19 protein-coding genes and 1 other annotated feature are annotated in these 19010 nt (G+C 53.6%); of the genes, 7 read left to right on the plus strand and 12 right to left on the minus strand.

Annotated elements, in window-relative coordinates:
• Together OLG56_RS11820 and pgpB are read right to left on the minus strand one after the other, a co-directional pair.
• Positions 1-309 (minus strand): LapA family protein, encoded by a 309-nt coding sequence (locus OLG56_RS11820; RefSeq protein ID WP_000876301.1) that lies wholly within the window; start codon positions 307-309, stop codon positions 1-3.
• Between the two features lie 149 nt (positions 310-458).
• Entirely contained in the window at positions 459-1223 is a 765-nt protein-coding gene (gene pgpB / locus OLG56_RS11825) for a phosphatidylglycerophosphatase B (protein WP_000948636.1), read from the minus strand.
• Between the two features lie 195 nt (positions 1224-1418).
• On the opposite strand from pgpB, the gene ribA reads away from it, so the two are divergent.
• Positions 1419-2009 (plus strand): GTP cyclohydrolase II, encoded by a 591-nt coding sequence (gene ribA / locus OLG56_RS11830; protein WP_001176283.1) that lies wholly within the window; start codon positions 1419-1421, stop codon positions 2007-2009.
• A gap of 55 nt (positions 2010-2064) precedes the next feature.
• On the opposite strand, the gene acnA is transcribed toward ribA, so the two are convergent.
• The 6 genes from acnA to topA all read right to left on the minus strand — a co-directional run bounded on the left by acnA (position 2065) and on the right by topA (position 9692).
• Positions 2065-4740 (minus strand): aconitate hydratase AcnA, encoded by a 2676-nt coding sequence (gene acnA / locus OLG56_RS11835; RefSeq protein WP_061377397.1) that lies wholly within the window; start codon positions 4738-4740, stop codon positions 2065-2067.
• Positions 4741-4922: 182 nt separating this feature from the next.
• A complete protein-coding gene (gene ymiC, locus OLG56_RS11840) occupies positions 4923-5015 on the minus strand; it encodes a small membrane protein YmiC (RefSeq protein WP_223148964.1) in 93 nt (30 codons plus the stop codon).
• A gap of 109 nt (positions 5016-5124) precedes the next feature.
• Complete coding sequence (locus tag OLG56_RS11845) at positions 5125-5295, minus strand: YciX family protein (RefSeq protein WP_000029025.1); 171 nt, start codon at positions 5293-5295, stop codon at positions 5125-5127.
• Positions 5296-5436, minus strand: a complete 141-nt coding sequence (locus OLG56_RS11850; RefSeq protein ID WP_213083417.1) for a YmiA family putative membrane protein — start codon at positions 5434-5436, stop codon at positions 5296-5298.
• 280 nt (positions 5437-5716) lie between these two features.
• Positions 5717-6691 carry an HTH-type transcriptional regulator CysB gene (cysB, locus tag OLG56_RS11855; protein ID WP_000776232.1) on the minus strand — a complete coding sequence of 325 codons (975 nt, stop codon included), beginning with the start codon at positions 6689-6691 and terminating at the stop codon, positions 5717-5719.
• Between the two features lie 403 nt (positions 6692-7094).
• The gene (gene topA, locus OLG56_RS11860; RefSeq protein ID WP_000513593.1) at positions 7095-9692 is read right to left on the minus strand and encodes a type I DNA topoisomerase; all 2598 of its coding nucleotides are present in this window, start codon (positions 9690-9692) and stop codon (positions 7095-7097) included.
• 402 nt (positions 9693-10094) lie between these two features.
• Between topA and OLG56_RS11865 the strand changes: the two genes are divergently transcribed.
• Positions 10095-10346, plus strand: coding sequence for a YciN family protein (locus OLG56_RS11865; protein ID WP_000548616.1), 252 nt, complete (start codon positions 10095-10097; stop codon positions 10344-10346).
• A gap of 41 nt (positions 10347-10387) precedes the next feature.
• On the opposite strand, the gene sohB is transcribed toward OLG56_RS11865, so the two are convergent.
• Positions 10388-11434, minus strand: coding sequence for a protease SohB (sohB, locus tag OLG56_RS11870; protein ID WP_000422082.1), 1047 nt, complete (start codon positions 11432-11434; stop codon positions 10388-10390).
• A 237-nt stretch (positions 11435-11671) separates the two neighbouring features.
• On the opposite strand from sohB, the gene OLG56_RS11875 reads away from it, so the two are divergent.
• Together OLG56_RS11875 and cobO are read left to right on the plus strand one after the other, a co-directional pair.
• A complete protein-coding gene (locus tag OLG56_RS11875; protein WP_000559310.1) occupies positions 11672-12433 on the plus strand; it encodes a YciK family oxidoreductase in 762 nt (253 codons plus the stop codon).
• Positions 12430-13020 carry a cob(I)yrinic acid a,c-diamide adenosyltransferase gene (gene cobO / locus OLG56_RS11880; protein ID WP_001278862.1) on the plus strand — a complete coding sequence of 197 codons (591 nt, stop codon included), beginning with the start codon at positions 12430-12432 and terminating at the stop codon, positions 13018-13020. Before OLG56_RS11875 ends, cobO begins: the two co-directional genes overlap by 4 nt.
• A gap of 86 nt (positions 13021-13106) precedes the next feature.
• Here cobO and rluB read toward each other — a convergent pair whose 3' ends face one another.
• From rluB to rnm, 3 genes are all read right to left on the minus strand, one after another.
• Positions 13107-13982 (minus strand): 23S rRNA pseudouridine(2605) synthase RluB, encoded by an 876-nt coding sequence (gene rluB, locus OLG56_RS11885; RefSeq protein ID WP_001291233.1) that lies wholly within the window; start codon positions 13980-13982, stop codon positions 13107-13109.
• A 100-nt stretch (positions 13983-14082) separates the two neighbouring features.
• On the minus strand, positions 14083-14703 hold the full coding sequence (locus OLG56_RS11890; RefSeq protein WP_000077250.1) for an L-threonylcarbamoyladenylate synthase: 621 nt from the start codon (positions 14701-14703) through the stop codon (positions 14083-14085).
• 7 nt (positions 14704-14710) lie between these two features.
• Complete coding sequence (gene rnm / locus OLG56_RS11895) at positions 14711-15592, minus strand: RNase RNM (protein WP_000500448.1); 882 nt, start codon at positions 15590-15592, stop codon at positions 14711-14713.
• Between the two features lie 121 nt (positions 15593-15713).
• Between rnm and trpL the strand changes: the two genes are divergently transcribed.
• The 3 genes from trpL to trpD all read left to right on the plus strand — a co-directional run bounded on the left by trpL (position 15714) and on the right by trpD (position 19010).
• A complete protein-coding gene (trpL, locus tag OLG56_RS11900; protein WP_010989026.1) occupies positions 15714-15758 on the plus strand; it encodes a trp operon leader peptide in 45 nt (14 codons plus the stop codon).
• Positions 15735-15830: a sequence feature (Trp leader region), on the plus strand. (Overlaps the previous gene by 24 nt.)
• A gap of 22 nt (positions 15831-15852) precedes the next feature.
• The gene (gene trpE, locus OLG56_RS11905; protein ID WP_207011584.1) at positions 15853-17415 is read left to right on the plus strand and encodes an anthranilate synthase component I; all 1563 of its coding nucleotides are present in this window, start codon (positions 15853-15855) and stop codon (positions 17413-17415) included.
• Positions 17415-19010 (plus strand): bifunctional anthranilate synthase glutamate amidotransferase component TrpG/anthranilate phosphoribosyltransferase TrpD, encoded by a 1596-nt coding sequence (gene trpD, locus OLG56_RS11910; protein WP_000763491.1) that lies wholly within the window; start codon positions 17415-17417, stop codon positions 19008-19010. Before trpE ends, trpD begins: the two co-directional genes overlap by 1 nt.

Below are 19010 nucleotides of genomic sequence, written 5' to 3' on the forward strand. Positions count from 1 at the left end.
TTATTCCTTTACAACCGACGAATCGGCAGGGACCGCAACGTCGGTTGCTGGCGAGAGCTTGTTTTCCAGTCGTTTAATTTTACGTTCAGCGCGGGCAAGGGAAACGCGGACCCGCAGCCAGAACAGGCCGCAAATCAGCCAGCCAATCGCAAAACCGACGGCGAACAGCACAGCAAGCAACGTGGAGATACGATACTCCCCTTGCGCCAGCAGGTAGTTAAACGTCACCTGTTGATCATTCTGCGCGCCCAGCGTCACCGAAATAACAAAAATCGCCAATACCAGTAAGAAAATGAGTAAATATTTCACATTACTTCCCGTTATGTGGTTTGCGCGAATAAATCGTGTCCAACTTACCGCATCCAGCCTTCTAAATTACCATTTTCCCGCCTCGCGCGAAATGGAAATGCGCCCGCCATCAGATGATTTAAGGGCAATAGTCAGAAAATCAACCGTTGTCAGCTTTCCTGCTCGCGTTCAGCAATTTCTTGCGCTTCTTCACGAGGCGGCATAAGCGGCCCGCAAATTCGCTGCGCCAGCCAGGTCGCCAGGGTAACTAATAGCCAGGAGATGAGCGTGGCGACCACTAAATCTCGCGGCCAGTGCATTCCCAGAAGTAAACGGCTGCCCATTACGCCGGTCGCCCAGACTAACAAAAACGCGATGGTGAAAGTCCGTCTGCGCGGCCATAACAGACCCACGGCCAAAAGCGCCCAGCTCGCTGCAAACATGGTGTGTCCGGAGGGAAACGCAAAGCCCGTCTCTTTTTGCCAGTGCTGACGCAGGAAAACGGGGATGTTCTGTTGCCCGGCCAACTGCTCTTTCACTAAATGTCCGCGTTCTGTACGCTTTAAAGTGTAGAACTCATCGACGGGAATATGGTGCGTTTTTTCAAGCCAGACCACAAATGGCCGCGGCTCCTGTACGCGCTCCTTTACCCATGACTTCACGCCCTGCCCGACGATAATCGCCCCACCGAGAATCGCAAACAGCATAATGGCGGCGCGCAGGCGAAATCGCAGGCACCATAAGAACCATCCACAAAGAATCACATGCGTGATAACGCCCCAGGGTTTGGTCACGGTTTCCGTTATCCAGAATAGCGTTTTTAGCCACCAGACCTGATGTCCTGGCTGCCACTGCCAGCCTGATACCCATACGGCAAGCGGCATGATAAGCAACAGGGCGGCGCCTGCCGCGGTGCGCTTCGCAATTGAAAGCATGGATGCTCCTTTTATAAGTAAGTATCACAATCATAACTGAAAATTCTCGCCGGACTGGAAAATTGACAAATTTGTGCCATTCCTGAGCAATTACGTGGTAGTGATTAGGTGATGACCGCCGCCTTATGGCAAAATAGCGGGATACAATCCAACAGGCGACGACACCGCAGGCGTCAGCATAATCTGGAGAAATACATGCAGCTTAAACGTGTGGCAGAAGCCAAACTGCCAACCCCATTGGGTGACTTTCTGATGGTGGGATTTGAAGAACTGGCAACCGGACACGACCATGCCGCGCTGGTTTTTGGCGATATTTCAGGTAAAACGCCGGTACTGGCTCGCGTTCATTCCGAATGTCTTACCGGGGACGCGCTTTTTAGTCTGCGCTGTGATTGTGGTTTTCAACTGGAAGCCGCGCTGACGCATATTGCGGAAGAAGGACGCGGAATTCTGATATACCACCGTCAGGAAGGCCGCAATATTGGCCTGCTTAATAAAATTCGCGCTTATGCATTACAGGATCAAGGCTATGACACGGTGGAGGCCAATCATCAGCTCGGCTTTGCCGCCGATGAGCGTGATTTCACCCTGTGCGCGGATATGTTCAAATTACTGGGCGTGGATGAAGTTCGCCTGCTGACCAATAATCCGAAGAAAGTCGAAATACTGACCGAGGCGGGAATTAATATCGTGGAACGCGTTCCGCTCATTGTGGGTCGTAATCCAAATAATGAGCATTATCTCGATACTAAAGCGGCCAAAATGGGTCACCTGCTAAACAAGTAAGCCACCGGTATTAAAGCGCGGGCCTGCCTGTTTACGGCAGGCCCGATAAACGGCTTTAGTTCAGCATATTTCTAATGACATAGTGCAATATGCCGTCATTCTGGTAGTAAGTCAGCTCGGTGGCGGTATCAATGCGACAGCGACAAGGTACCGTTTCTTTGCTGCCGTCCGATCTCGTTAACGTCACCGGAATGGTCGCGCCAGGGCGCAGGTTTTGCAGATCCGCGATATCAATCACCTCTTCCCCGGTCAGTCCCAGCGTTTTACGCGTTACGCCCTGTGGAAACTCCAGCGGCAGGATCCCCATCCCAATCAGGTTTGAGCGGTGGATACGTTCGAACGACTCGGCGATCACCACGCGGATACCTAACAGCCGCGGACCTTTTGCCGCCCAGTCACGGCTCGATCCCGACCCATACTCTTTCCCGGCAATCGCCGCCAGCGGCGTTTTTTCCTGCTGGTAGAGCATCGCGGCATCATAAATCGACATCGCTTCCGTACCCGGCAAATGCCGCGTCATCCCACCTTCGACGCCGGGCAGCATTTCGTTGCGAATACGAATATTGGCGAACGTACCGCGCATCATCACTTCATGGTTACCGCGCCGTGATCCATAAGAGTTAAAATCCTTCCGCTCAACGCCGTGATTTTGCAGATAGCGTCCGGCGGGACTGTCCGGCTTGATACTGCCGGCCGGGGAAATATGGTCGGTCGTCACCGAATCACCCAGCATCGCCAGGATACGCGCGCCGTGGATATCTTTGACGGGCGCAGGCTGGGCCTGCATTTCATCAAAGAAAGGCGACAGGCGAATATAGGTTGAATCCGACTGCCAGCCGTAGGTATCGGACGATTCAACCTGAATCGATTTCCATTCGTCCGTGCCCTCAAATACTTCCGCATACTCTTTACGGAACATATCCGATGATACCAGTTCAACGGCGCGGGCAATTTCCTGCGCTGAAGGCCAGATATCCTTCAGGTATACCGGATCGCCTTTACGATCGTACCCCAGCGGGTCTGTCGCGAGGTTAATATTCATGTTTCCGGCCAGCGCATACGCCACCACCAGCGGCGGCGACGCCAGCCAGTTCGTTTTCACCAGCGGATGGATACGCCCTTCAAAATTTCGGTTACCGGAAAGCACGGCCCCTACCGTCAGATCGCCTTTTTTAATCGCGGTCTCAATAGGCTCCGGCAACGGACCGGAGTTCCCGATACAGGTCGTACAGCCATAACCGACCAGGTTAAAACCGAGTTCATCCAGATAAGGCGTAAGTTTGGCCTGCGCCAGATAGTCAGATACCACTTTTGACCCCGGCGCCAGAGAAGCCTTGACCCAAGGTTGACGCTTCAACCCCAGCGTTACTGCCTTTTTCGCCAGTAATCCCGCAGCCATCAGCACGCTGGGATTCGAGGTATTCGTACAGGAGGTGATGGCGGCAATGACGACAGCGCCATCAGGAAGCTGATATGGCTGTCCGTTCATCGTATAGTCAACCGGCTGGCGATCTCTTTGCGCGGTATTCAGCTCCAGCTCGGCGCTGGCGGCAAAGGCTTTCGGCACATCGCCTAACGCCACGCGATCCTGCGGGCGTTTCGGCCCGGCCAGACTGGCCTCGACATCGCCCATATCCAGTTCCAGAGTACTGGTAAATACCGGTTCGTCTCCGGGATTGCGCCACATTCCCTGCGCCTTCGCGTAGGCTTCAACCAGCTCGACCAGATCGTCGCTACGTCCGCTTAATCGCATATATTCCAGGGTGATGGCGTCAATAGGGAAGAAACCACAGGTTGCGCCATATTCCGGCGACATATTAGCGATGGTCGCGCGATCCGCCAACGGCAGCGAATCCAGACCATCACCATAAAATTCAACAAATTTACCCACGACGCCATGCTTACGCAGCATTTGCGTGACGGTTAGCACCAGGTCAGTGGCAGTGATCCCCTCCCGAAGTTTACCGGTTAACTTAAAGCCGACGACATCCGGGATAAGCATCGACACGGGCTGACCAAGCATCGCCGCTTCCGCTTCAATACCGCCCACGCCCCACCCCAATACGCCCAGACCATTAATCATGGTCGTATGGGAGTCAGTCCCCACCAGCGAGTCCGGGTAAGCAATCCACTCCCCGTCCTGTAATTCGCTCCAGACGGCTTTACCCAGGTATTCCAGGTTAACCTGATGGCAAATGCCGGTTCCGGGTGGCACCACGCTGAAACGACTGAATGCCTGCTTTCCCCATTTCAGGAACATATAACGCTCATGGTTACGTTCCATTTCCAGCCGCACGTTTTCTTCAAACGCATCGTCATCGCCGAAATGATCGACCGTCACAGAGTGGTCAATAACCAGATCAACCGGCGATAACGGGTTCACTTTCGACGTATCGCCGCCGAGGCGTTTAACGGCTTCACGCATCGCCGCCAGGTCGACAACGGCAGGCACGCCGGTAAAGTCCTGCATCAGGACACGGGCGGGCCGCCAGGCAATTTCACGATCGGCATGGGCATTTTTAAGCCAACCGGCCAGCGCCTGAATATCTTCATCAGTCACAGATTCGCCGTCCTGCCAGCGCAACAGGTTTTCCAGTAACACTTTAAGTGATTTGGGCAAACGGGCGATATCGCCCAGGGATTTGGCAGCCAGCGGCAGACTGTAGTAATGATACGTTTTATCTTTGGCCTGCAATGTATCCTTACTGGCTTCTCGTAGGGTTGACGACATAGCTCCTCCTTAAATGACAGGGTTGCGTTACCCTGATTCTCCACAGGGTTGTATTAAAGATAACACAAACAAAATGTAACGTTTTGGTAACAACCCAAATTGCTAAAAGAGGAGAAACCTAACAGGCGAGGAGCGAAGATGAAAAAGCCCGATAAATAGCGCATTATCGGGCTTTGACGAGATTAGACGGCAATCCAGATTAACTCGGCCCAGAACAGTAGCGATAATATAAACGCGCCAGTCCATGACCAATACTTTATATTTGACGTTAACATAGGCGACACCAACTGTGTTTAATCAATACTGAGAGGCGCTCAGCACACGGTTGCTGCGGTGTAATAAGACAGCGTTAATAAAACAGTAACGCCAATAAAAAGACGAATATTATTTTTGTGACACCTCGTCAGCAAAAGCATCAATAAATGCCCGCTGCTGCGGTGTGAGCGTCCAGTGTTGCGGAACAGACCGGAAAACGGTCGTATCCGGGGTGTTATCATCGTCACAAGATTGAATCGGGGGCGCGACCACGCGCTCGCGTTCCGACGTAATGCTCACTTAGCCCCACCAATGCCAGATAACAAGCGCTACCACTACCCAGAACAACGCAGAACCCACAAAAACCGCCAGCCATGCTTTACGTTTGAGCTCAGGGTCGCGGCGCGGTTCCTGGTTTTCAGAAGGCATTACTAACCTCATGCTATCGGTATCACTTATCATTTCAGCACCAAACAATCGGTACAATTAATCATCAGATGAGACAAATCCTAAATAAACTTTAGTCAAAAATCCAGTCAATTTACGAATCGTTGCCAGTGAATAAATCAATCTTTTGACTCAAGATAACTATTTGGAAAAAGAAACTGGCGGGACGGGTAATTCAACACTATTTTGCTGATCATTACCCGTAATACTTTGAGGGATATTGCAAAAAGCGGCTTTGTCTGCCATGCCACTACGACACAAACCGACGGTGCTATTACTTTTCAGGCAGCTTTATATCCTGAAACATCGCTTCAATTTCTTCATTAGAACGCAACGCCACCGCCGTATCCACCACATCACGCGTCAGATGCGGCGCAAAACGCTGGATAAAATCGTACATATAGCTGCGTAAAAAAGTACTACGGCGAAAACCAATTTTTGTGGTGCTGTGGCTAAAAATATCGTGCGCGTCAATCCGCACTAAATCAGGATCGGCAAGCGGATCGACCGCCATGCTGGCAATGACGCCAACGCCCAGCCCCAACCTGACATACGTTTTAATCACATCCGCATCGGTTGCTGTAAAGACGATCCGCGGCGTTAACCCTGCGCGATTAAAAGCGGTATCCAGTTCGGAACGCCCGGTAAAGCCGAAGGTATACGTCACCAGCGGATACTTCGCCAGCGCTTCAATCGTTACGGAAGACGTTGCCGCCAATGGATGATCCGGAGTCACCACTATCGAACGGTTCCAGTGATAGCATGGCAACATCACCAGATCGTCATATAAATGCAGCGCTTCCGTGGCAATCGCGAAATCGGCGTTCCCTTTCGATACCGCTTCCGCAATCTGCGTTGGCGACCCCTGGTGCATATGCAGCGAAACGCGCGGATAACGCTCGATGAAGCCTTTAATCACGCCTGGCAATGCGTAACGCGCCTGAGTATGGGTAGTCGCAATATAGAGCGAGCCTTTATCCGGCCAGGTGTGCTCGCCGGCGACCGACTTAATGGCATCGACTTTGGAAAGCACCTCACGCGCAATACGAATAATCTCCTGTCCTGCAGGCGTCACCTGAGTCAGATGCTTACCGCTGCGGGCGAAAATCTGGATGCCAAGCTCATCTTCCAGCATCCTAACCTGCTTGCTGATCCCCGGCTGGGAAGTATACAACCCCTCAGCGGTAGAGGAGACGTTAAGGTTATGATTAACCACTTCAACAATGTAACGAAGCTGCTGCAATTTCATAATACATCATCCAGATTAGCGCCATCAGGCCATCGTTTATCTGCAGACTTAATCGGGCTGCTAATACGATTTAATAATAAAAAAGGTGTTAACTATAACCACTATATCATTTATATCTGAACTGTATAGCCAGCGCGATAAAATAATAAGGCCGCTATACCCAAAATAATTCGAGTGCTTAAAGGCGGCAAGAGAGTGAGTCCCCAGGAGCATAAGGTGACTGGGATGAGCGACAAATCTGCCGGGAGCAGATTTGAACGTCGCGTGCGACGGCCCGTCAGGACGAGGCCCATGGATGGGCCGAGTAATCCGTAGCCAACACATAAGCCACTTTAAATATGAAGGGTATATAAAAAAGGGCCGCTTACGCGGCCCGCTTGACTATAGTGACGACAGGCAGGGGTTATTTCTTGCCTTCAACCCACTTGCCGTCGACGAAGAACGCTGACCATCCCGTCGCCTTCCCGTCTTTTTCCGCCGCAACGTACTGCTGTTTTGTTTTGCGGCTAAAGCGAACAACGGTTTTATTGCCTTCCGGATCCTGCTGCGGCGCATCCGCCAGATAACGCAGTTTTTCCGGCAGGCGATCGCGGAACCGGTATAGCTCCTCGACTAATGGCGCGCGCGTTTCGCGTGATTTCGGGAACGTATTGGCCGCCAGGAATATCCCTGCGGCACCATCGCGCAGCACAAAGTACGCGTCCGATTTTTCACACGGCAGTTCCGGCAATGGAACAGGATCTTCCTTCGGCGGCGCAACTTCGCCGTTACGCAAGATCTTACGGGTATTTTTACATTCGTCGTTAGTACAGGCCATGTACTTACCAAAACGCCCCATTTTCAGGTGCATTTCGGAACCACATTTCTCACACTCAACGATCGGGCCGTCATACCCTTTGATGCGGAACTCGCCTTCTTCAATCTCGTAGCCGTCACAGGTCGGGTTATTACCACACACATGCAATTTACGCTTCGGATCGATCAGATAGCTGTCCATCGCCGTACCGCACTTCTGACAGCGACGTTTGGCGCGCAGGGCGTTGGTTTCGGCGTCGTCGCCTTCCAGCACGTTCAGAACTTCATTTTCCGGCACCAGGTTAATGGTCGTTTTACAACGCTCTTTCGGCGAAAGCGCATAACCTGAACATCCAAGGAAAACCCCCGTACTGGCAGTACGAATTCCCATTTTACGGCCACAGGTTGGACAGTCGATGCTGGTCAGCACCATCTGGTTAGGGCGCATCCCCCCTTCTTCCGGATCTTTCTCGGCTTTATCGAGCTGCTGAGTAAAATCGCTGAAGAAGTTATCCAGTACCGCTTTCCACTCGGCCTGGTGATTTGCAACCTGATCCAGACTATCTTCCATCTGCGCGGTAAAATCGTAGTTCATCAATTCGCGGAAGTTTTCTTCCAGCCGATCGGTGACGATTTCACCCATTTTTTCCGCATAGAAACGACGGTTTTCAACGCGAACATAGCCGCGATCCTGAATGGTCGAGATAATCGACGCATAGGTAGACGGACGACCAATACCGCGCTTCTCAAGCTCTTTAACCAGAGAAGCCTCGCTAAACCGGGCTGGCGGTTTAGTAAAGTGCTGAGCAGGCGTCAATTCAAGTAGCGTCAGCGCATCGCCCTTATTCACGGCAGGCAATGTGCGATCTTCATCGCCTTTACGCAGCGCCGGCATCACTTTTGTCCAGCCGTCAAAGCGCAAAATACGCCCACGCGCTTTCAGACGGAATTCGCCTGCGCCAACGGTAAGCGTAGTAGAGTCATATTGCGCTGGCGTCATCTGACAGGCGACAAACTGACGCCAAATTAGTTGATACAACTTCTGCGCGTCAGCCTCCATGTCTTTCAGCGACTCCGCCATGACAGCAACGTCGGAAGGACGGATCGCTTCGTGCGCTTCCTGAGAGTTTTCTTTGCTGGCGTACTGGTTCGGGTTATCCGGCAGGTATTTCTTGCCGAAATTATCGCCAATATAACCACGCACCATGTTGACCGCATCCTGACTCAGATTGGTGGAGTCGGTACGCATATAGGTGATGTAGCCCGCCTCATACAGACGCTGCGCCATCATCATGGTTTTCTTCACGCCAAAGCCCAGCCGGGTGCTGGCCGCCTGTTGTAGCGTGGAGGTGATAAACGGCGCGCCAGGTTTGCTGCTGGTCGGTTTGTCTTCACGCTCCAGTACGCTATAGCGCGCTTTTTCCAGCAAGCTGACGGCGGCAAGCGTCTGTTCGCGATTTACCGGCCGGAATGGCTTGTCGTTCTGATGCGTGACCTGTAGCGGTAGCGCCTCGCCAGACGGCGTCGTCGTATTGGCGTCAATTTCCCAGAACTCTTCCGGAACAAACGCTTTAATCTCGCGCTCGCGTTCAACGACCAGACGGACCGCGACAGACTGAACTCGACCTGCCGACAAACCACGGGCGATCTTTTTCCACAGCAGCGGCGAGACCATATAGCCTACCACGCGATCCATAAAGCGGCGCGCTTGCTGGGCGTTGACCCTGTTAATGTTCAGCTCGCCCGGCTGTTCAAACGCCTGGCGAATGGCATTTTTGGTTATTTCGTTAAAGACTACGCGACTGTAGCGCGCGTCATCGCCGCCGATCACTTCCCGCAGGTGCCATGCAATGGCTTCCCCTTCGCGGTCAAGGTCGGTTGCGAGATAGATGTGGTCGGCTTTTTCCGCCAACTGTTTCAGTTCAGAGACGACCTTCTCTTTACCGGGCAGCACTTCATAGTGCGCATCCCAGTTGTGCCACGGATCAACCCCCATACGGTTGACGAGAGCGCCACGTTCATCCTTTTTGGGCTTTTTAGCCGTTTTGGTGGAGGTAGAGTCGGCGCTCTTTTTAGCTGCTGAGCCACTGGTCGGCAAATCACGGATATGACCCACGCTGGATTTCACCACGTAGTCATTACCCAGATACTTGTTGATCGTTTTGGCTTTTGCCGGGGACTCAACGATGACAAGAGCTTTACCCATATTCACCTTTACCTAAGTTGATTCTTCCAGGAATGCGTCGCACGTTGATTCACCTTCCACTGGCGACGAGACAACGATATATGGTCTCTGCGTCTGCGGATATCAACCCCTTGTACTGGCTTTGTGTACGAAATGTAACCCTCAGGTGACTGAGTTAACAGGCTTTTTTGCACACACGCGCTATAGCACGACGGAATTTTGGTCGAATGTCAAGCAATTCTGTTGCCAGATTGACGAAAGCGTCACACTGTACCTGATAAAATTCGATACGCAACTTTATTAGCATGCAAAAACAAATCTTGCCAGTGAACGCAACATGACAAATCCATCAATTTCCTGTGAGAATATTTGCCCATCAGAAGTGCTCAGCGTAGACTAATCTCCTTGTTTAAGGAGTAAAAAATGCATAAAGAGACGCAACCTATCGATCGCGAAACACTGTTGCTTGAAGCCAACAAAATTATTCGGGAACATGAAGACACGATGGCAGGTATTGTCGCCACCGGCGTAACGCAGAGAAATGGCGTGCTGGTTTTCAGCGGCGATTACTTTTTAGACGAGCAAGGGTTACCGACCCCTAAAAGCACCGCGGTGTTTAACATGTTTAAACACCTGGCGCATGTGCTGTCTGAGAAGTATCACCTGGTTGATTAATCCATGCCGGATGGCACTGAATGCCATCCGGCAATAGCGGTTTACATCAACGGCTTTTGTCCACGCTGCCACCAGCGCAGCAGCAGCCGATCCGCGCTTTCCGCCGCGCTGCCGGTAACACGATCGATCAGTTTTTTACGCTGCATATAGCGCACATTCAGCACCTCGCGCCCTTCCATCAGGCCGAGAATAACCTCATCGCTGGTGTTAATCTCATCAACCAGCCCCTTCTCCAGCGCCTGCTGACCGTACCAGTGTTCGCCCGTGGCGACCTGTTCAATGTCCAGAGCCGGACGCATCCGTTGCACAAACTCTTTGAACAGATGGTGCGTTTCGTTGAGATCTTCACGAAACTTCTGCCGCCCTTCTTCCGTATTCTCGCCTAACAATGTCAGGGTACGTTTGTACTGCCCTGCGGTATGCAGTTCAATATCAATGTCTTTACTTTTGAGAAAGCGGTTAAAGTTCGGAATTTGCGCGACAACACCAATTGACCCCACAATAGCGAACGGCGCCGCAATAATTTTTTCCGCCACGCAGGCCATCATGTAGCCTCCGCTTGCCGCGACTTTATCCACCGTCACGGTCAGCGGAATATTTTTATCGCGCAGGCGCTGCAATTGCGATGCCGCCAGGCCATAGCCATGCACAACGCCGCCGGGGCTTTCCAGACGCACAACCGCCCGATCGCCGGGTTTCGCCACTGCCAGCACCGCCGTGACCTCTTCGCGTAACGCATTAACTTCGTGAGCGTCCATACTGCCTTTGAAATCTATCACCCATACGCGCGGTTTGTCCGATGTCGCAATGTCCCCCAGCTTCGCTTTCGCTTTGGCGGCTTTCGCCTCCTGCTTATGCTTTTTTTTCTGCGCTTTATGCCACAGTTTTTGCTGATGGCCATCCATCAACGCCGCAGCAAGGTCATCCTTCATCTCCTGATACTGCTCGCTCAAATTGGTCACGCGCAGCTCGCCGCGCTGACGTTTGCGTTGCGTAGCATTCACGATCAGCAACACAATGACGGCAATGGCCACCACAACGGTGACGATTTTTGCCAAAAATAAGCCATATTCAGACAACAATTCCACGACTCCCACCTTGATTAAATAACGCGACTTGCGCTCAGTGTACAACAGGCATCGAAGCCAGTCTCTCTTCATCCGTATGCCTGTTGAGGAAGAAAAAGTATGACAAGACGTTCATTTTACGGCGTTATCGCCCCTGTCTGATTGAAAAAAAAGGCGCTTTCAGGCATAAACCCGAAAAGTTAACGCGAAGATAAGACAACCTGGCAGGACGGTGTACCACGCCGTTGAGGAGTAGCCATGCATTACCAACCGAAACAAGATCTATTGCAAAACCGCATTATTCTGGTCACTGGCGCCAGCGATGGCATTGGGCGGGAAGCCGCGCTCACGTATGCGCGTTACGGCGCAACGGTGATTCTGCTGGGACGTAACGAAGAGAAACTGCGTCGGGTCGCGCAGCACATTGCTGACGAGCAACATGTTCAACCACAGTGGTTTACGCTCGATCTGCTGACCTGCACCGCTGAAGAGTGCCGGCAAGTGGCCGACCGCATCGCCGCGCACTATCCCCGCCTGGATGGCGTCCTGCACAATGCCGGGCTACTGGGGGAAATCGGTCCAATGAGCGAACAAGATCCGCAGATCTGGCAGGATGTCATGCAGGTAAACGTTAACGCCACCTTTATGCTCACCCAGGCGCTGTTACCGTTATTGCTGAAGTCCGATGCCGGCTCGCTGGTCTTTACGTCATCAAGCGTTGGCCGTCAGGGACGCGCCAACTGGGGCGCCTATGCCACCTCGAAGTTTGCTACTGAAGGAATGATGCAGGTGCTGGCGGACGAATACCAGAACCGTTCTCTGCGTGTTAACTGCATTAACCCGGGCGGCACGCGCACCAGTATGCGCGCCAGCGCCTTTCCGACGGAAGATCCACAGAAATTAAAAACGCCTGCCGATATTATGCCGCTTTACCTGTGGCTTATGGGCGACGACAGTCGCCGTAAAACCGGTATGACCTTTGACGCCCAACCGGGCCGTAAACCAGGAATCGCCCAATGAGTGATGAACGTTATCAGCAGCGCCAGCAGAAGGTAAAAGATCGGGTTGACGCCCGTGTCGCCCAGGCACAGGAAGAGCGCGGTATTATTATCGTGTTTACTGGCAATGGTAAGGGCAAAACCACGGCGGCTTTCGGGACTGCCGCCCGCGCCGTAGGACACGGTAAAAACGTAGGTGTGGTGCAATTTATTAAGGGCACCTGGCCCAACGGCGAGCGTAATCTGCTGGAACCGCATGGCGTCGAATTTCAGGTGATGGCAACGGGATTTACCTGGGAGACGCAAAATCGCGAGGCAGACACTGCAGCATGTATGGCCGTTTGGCAGCATGGTAAACGGATGCTGGCCGATCCGCGGCTTGATATGGTGGTACTGGATGAGCTGACCTATATGGTGGCGTATGACTATTTGCCGCTGGAAGAGGTCATAAGCGCGCTAAACGCGCGCCCTGGTCACCAGACGGTGATTATTACAGGTCGCGGCTGTCACCGGGATATTCTTGATCTTGCGGATACCGTCAGCGAACTGCGTCCGGTTAAACATGCTTTCGACGCGGGCGTAAAAGCCCAGATGGGAATTGATTATTAACCGTAGGCCGGATTAAGGCGTTTGCGCCGCCATCCGGCACAAACCCTCTTGTCTGATGATTCTCAGCCTATAGACCGCGGTAGAGATTACCCGTTGTTATTACGCCCACCGGAGCGGCGTCCGCCAGCTATCTGGCTGTGGCGTTTTACCGCCCGACGGATCTGGTTCGCTTTCATACGACGACGGTCTTTTTCGACGGCAACCTTCGACGAGGTTTCCGGCGGGAGCTCTACCAGACCACGCAGATAGTTCGTTTGCGCGAGGTCGAGCTCAGTCCAGCCGCCGCGCGGCAGGCCTTTCGGCAGCGGGATATCGCCGTAACGAACGCGGATCAAACGGCTGACCTGAACGCCTACCGCTTCCCACAGTCGGCGAACTTCGCGGTTGCGTCCTTCCGTCAGCGTCACGTTATACCACTGGTTAATGCCTTCGCCGCCGCTGAATTTAATGGTCTTAAATGCCGCCGGACCATCTTCCAACTGTACGCCACGGCTTAAATCACGCAGTTTCGATTCATCCACCTGACCGAACACGCGCACGGCATATTCACGTTCAACTTCACGACTAGGGTGCATCAGGCGGTTCGCCAGTTCACCGTCGGTGGTAAATAACAATAGCCCGCAGGTGTTGACATCCAGACGTCCTACCGCAATCCACCGCGCGCCGCGCAGTTTCGGTAAGCGATCAAAAACGGTTGGCCGCCCTTCAGGGTCATTGCGGGTACACAGTTCACCTTCTGGTTTGTAATAGGCCAGAACGCGGCAAATTTGTTCCGCCGACTCTTTCACCGAAATCAGGTGACCGTCGATACGGATTTTCAAACCGGGAGTGACTTCAACACGATCGCCAAGCGTGGCGATTTTACCGTCAACGCTGACACGTCCCGCTTCAATAATGGATTCGATTTCACGGCGAGAGCCGTGGCCAGCGCGCGCCAGCACTTTTTGTAACTTTTCGCTCATAGAGCTTCCTTCAGGTGTCGCCTTCACAGGCGTCGAACAGGAGAATGAACGGCGCGTTGCCGCGCCATTTTAAGGCCGCGTAGTATACAGACTTACGCCCTTATAAGAAAGGTGTAACGTCGCCGACGCCTTCGCGCAGCACCACCGGGGAGTCATTGGTCAAATCGATTACCGTGGTAGGCTGTTGACCGAGGTAACCGCCGTGGATGATCAGATCCACCTGCTTCTCCAGCCGATCTTTAATCTCCTCCGGGTCCGACTCGGTAAAATCGCTGCCAGGCAGCATCAACGACGTCGAGAGCATTGGTTCGCCCAGCGTATCCAATAACGCCAGCGCAATCGGGTTTGACGGTACGCGCAGGCCGATGGTTTTACGCTTTTCCTGCAACAGACGGCGCGGCACCTCTTTTGTCCCCTTCAGGATAAAGGTGTAATTACCCGGCGTATTGTTTTTCATCAGACGAAACGCCACGTTGTCGACGTAGGAATAGGTCGACAACTCGGACAAATCGCGGCACATCAGCGTGAAGTTGTGGCCGTCCGGCAGATGACGGATGCGGCAAATGCGCTCCATTGCGCCTTTGTCTTCAATTTTACAACCAAGGGCATAGCCGGAATCGGTTGGATAAACAATAACACCGCCTTTACGCACAATGTCGACGGCCTGATTAATCAGCCGTTGCTGTGGGTTATCCGGATGGATATAAAAAAACTGGCTCATACTTCCCTCACTGTGATATTTGCGGCTGTTCCCATGTCTGCCATACGCCTTCAACGCCAGCGGGCAGCCAGAGTTTACGCCCCAACTCAATCCACGGGCAGGGCTGATGGAAATCAGATCCAAGCGATGCCCATAAATGATGCTGGCGCGCAAGCGTCGCCAGTTGGGTGCGTTCATTGGGCGATTGTTGGCACTGCGCCACTTCCATCGCGTCGCCGTGATGGTCGGCAAAATGCGCCACTAATCTTTTCAGCCACTTAGCGCTAAGGTCGTAGCGTCCCGGATGGGCCAACACCGCCTTACCGCCAGAATGATGAATGACATCAATAGCTTGTTCTATTGTACACCACTGCGGCGGAACGTAACCGGTTTTCCCACGCGCGAGATATTTTTTAAAAACATCCGCCATGGTCGCGGCTTTGCCGCACTCCACCAGAAAGCGGGCGAAGTGGCCGCGCGTCACCGCGCCGCCATTGGCCAGTCTCAATGCCCCTTCCCACGCGCCGGGAATATGGGCTTTCTCCAGACGCTCCGCAATGAGCCGACCGCGTGCCTGACGCCGCTGTGTCTGCTGCGCCAGAAAATCGCGCATTGCCGGGTGCGCAATATCAATATTCAGACCCACAATGTGAATCTCATGATTCTCCCAGACCGTTGAAATCTCCACGCCGGGAATAAGATTCAGGGCCAGCCCGGAACGTGAAATTTCTTCTCTTGCCGCAGGAATCGCGGCTGTGGTGTCATGATCGGTAATCGCCAGCGTGCCGACTCGCATCTCTACCGCACGGTGTACTAATGTTTCTGGCGTCAACAGTCCATCGGACGCCGTGGTATGACTGTGCAGATCGTAAATCACTGCGTAATTCGTGTCGCTCAAGGCGGCTCCCATAGAGATAAAGGTATGTCATGTACATCATAACGGTTCCGGCAAATATACTGAAATAGGTGTTGACATTATTCCATCGAACTAGTTAACTAGTACGAAAGTTCACATGAAGAGGGTATCTAAAATGGCAGCGACATTTGCATTACACGGTTGGTGGCGCACTTCCTGATAGCGGGCGGTGTATGAACAGCTGTAATCAGCCAAACGATACCCGGCCCGCCTGTTAAGCGGGCTTTTTTTTGAACAAAATAATGAGAATAACCATGCAAACACCAAAACCCACGCTCGAACTGTTGACCTGCGATGCCGCCTACCGGGAAAACCCAACGGCGCTTTTTCATCAGGTCTGCGGCGATCGCCCGGCAACGCTGCTGCTGGAATCCGCAGATATCGACAGTAAAGACGATTTAAAAAGCCTGCTGCTGGTAGATAGCGCGCTGCGCATTACCGCTTTAGGTGACACTGTCACTATTCAGGCGTTATCTGATAATGGCGCCTCGTTATTGCCGCTACTGGATACCGCCCTGCCCGCTGGCGTGGAGAACGAGGTCCTGCCTGCCGGTCGCATTCTACGCTTTTCGCCCGTCAGCCCATTATTAGATGAAGACGCCCGTTTATGCTCTCTGTCGGTATTTGATGCGTTCCGCCTGTTACAGGGAGTGGTGAACATACCGACGCAAGAGCGGGAGGCTATGTTTTTCGGCGGTCTGTTTGCCTACGACCTGGTCGCTGGCTTTGAAGCACTGCCACACCTTGAGGCTGGCAATAACTGCCCGGACTACTGCTTTTATTTAGCGGAAACGCTGATGGTGATAGATCATCAGAAAAAAAGCACCCGTATTCAGGCCAGTCTGTTCACCGCCAGCGACCGGGAAAAACAGCGTCTGAACGCCCGCCTGGCGTACCTTAGCCAACAGTTAACCCAGCCTGCGCCGCCGTTGCCGGTGACGCAGGTGCCGGACATGCGCTGCGAATGCAATCAAAGCGATGACGCGTTCGGCGCGGTGGTACGCCAGTTGCAAAAAGCCATCCGCGCGGGGGAGATATTTCAGGTGGTGCCGTCGCGCCGCTTTTCACTGCCCTGCCCGTCGCCGTTGGCTGCCTACTACGTGCTGAAAAAGAGCAACCCCAGCCCGTATATGTTCTTTATGCAGGATAATGATTTCACGCTTTTCGGCGCGTCGCCGGAAAGCTCGCTGAAATATGACGCCACCAGCCGTCAGATTGAAATTTACCCCATCGCGGGTACCCGTCCACGCGGTCGCCGCGCCGATGGTACGCTGGACAGAGATCTCGACAGCCGTATTGAGCTGGACATGCGTACCGACCATAAAGAGCTTTCCGAACATCTGATGCTGGTCGATCTGGCGCGCAATGACCTGGCGCGCATCTGTACGCCGGGCAGTCGCTACGTTGCCGATCTGACAAAAGTTGACCGCTATTCGTACGTGATGCATCTGGTTTCCCGGGTGGTGGGCGAACTGCGTCACGATCTCGACGCGCTGCACGCCTATCGCGCCTGCATGAACATGGGCACCCTGAGCGGCGCGCCGAAAGTACGCGCCATGCAGTTGATTGCCGATGCGGAAGGACAGCGCCGCGGCAGCTATGGCGGCGCTGTCGGTTACTTCACCGCCCACGGCGATCTGGACACCTGTATTGTTATCCGCTCCGCGCTGGTGGAGAACGGTATCGCCACCGTACAGGCGGGCGCCGGAATCGTGCTGGACTCTGTTCCGCAGTCTGAAGCCGATGAAACCCGTAATAAAGCGCGCGCCGTATTGCGTGCTATCGCCACCGCGCATCATGCACAGGAGACCTTCTGATGGCTGATATTCTGCTGCTCGATAACATCGACTCGTTTACCTGGAACCTGGCAGATCAGCTACGGACCAACGGTCATAACGTGGTGATTTACCGTAACCATATTCCGGCGCAGACGCTTATCGATCGCCTGGCGACAATGAAAAATCCGGTGCTAATGCTCTCCCCCGGTCCGGGCGTTCCCAGCGAGGCAGGCTGTATGCCGGAGCTGCTGACCCGACTACGCGGCAAGTTACCGATCATCGGCATTTGTCTGGGGCATCAGGCGATTGTCGAAGCTTACGGCGGTTATGTCGGTCAGGCGGGAGAAATCCTGCATGGCAAAGCCTCCAGCATTGAGCATGACGGTCAGGCGATGTTCGCCGGGCTGGCGAATCCGCTACCGGTCGCGCGTTATCATTCGCTGGTCGGCAGTAATGTTCCTGCCGGGCTAACCATTAACGCCCATTTCAACGGCATGGTGATGGCGGTACGTCATGATGCGGATCGCGTTTGCGGTTTTCAATTTCATCCTGAGTCCATCCTGACGACGCAGGGCGCGCGTCTACTGGAGCAAACATTAGCCTGGGCGCAGCAAAAGCTGGAGCCGACCAACACCCTACAGCCGATTCTGGAGAAACTCTATCAGGCGCAAACTCTGACGCAACAAGAGAGCCATCAGTTGTTTTCGGCGGTCGTCCGCGGCGAACTTAAGCCTGAACAGCTCGCTGCCGCGCTGGTGAGCATGAAAATTCGCGGCGAGCATCCCAATGAAATTGCCGGCGCCGCCACTGCGTTGCTGGAAAATGCCGCCCCGTTCCCGCGCCCGGAGTATCTGTTTGCGGATATCGTTGGTACCGGCGGCGATGGCAGTAACAGTATCAATATCTCTACCGCCAGCGCCTTTGTCGCGGCGGCCTGTGGACTGAAAGTGGCGAAACACGGCAACCGCAGCGTGTCCAGCAAATCGGGGTCATCCGATCTGCTGGCGGCATTCGGTATTAATCTGGATATGAACGCCGATAAATCACGTCAGGCGTTAGATGAACTGGGCGTCTGTTTCCTGTTCGCGCCGAAATATCACACCGGATTCCGTCACGCGATGCCGGTTCGCCAACAGTTAAAAACGCGAACCCTGTTCAACGTACTCGGCCCGCTGATCAACCCGGCGCATCCGCCGCTGGCATTGATTGGCGTCTATAGTCCGGAACTGGTGCTGCCGATTGCGGAAACCTTAAGGGTACTGGGCTATCAGCGCGCGGCGGTAGTACATAGCGGCGGCATGGATGAGGTTTCGCTCCATGCGCCGACGATTGTCGCGGAGCTGCATGACGGCGAAATTAAAAGCTATCAACTTACGGCGGAGGATTTTGGCCTGACGCCTTACCATCAGGATCAGTTGGCTGGCGGCACGCCGGAAGAAAACCGTGACATTCTGACGCGGTTATTACAAGGTAAAGGCGATGCCGCGCATGAGGCCGCCGTCGCCGCCAACGTGGCGATGCTGATGCGTCTGCATGGTCAGGAAGATCTCAAAGCCAACGCGCAAGCCGTGCTTGATGTTCTGCGCAACGGCACCGCATATGACAGAGTCACCGCACTGGCGGCAAGAGGGTAA

The organism is Salmonella sp. 2018103 (assembly GCF_026247685.1).
GTDB lineage: Bacteria > Pseudomonadota > Gammaproteobacteria > Enterobacterales > Enterobacteriaceae > Salmonella > Salmonella enterica.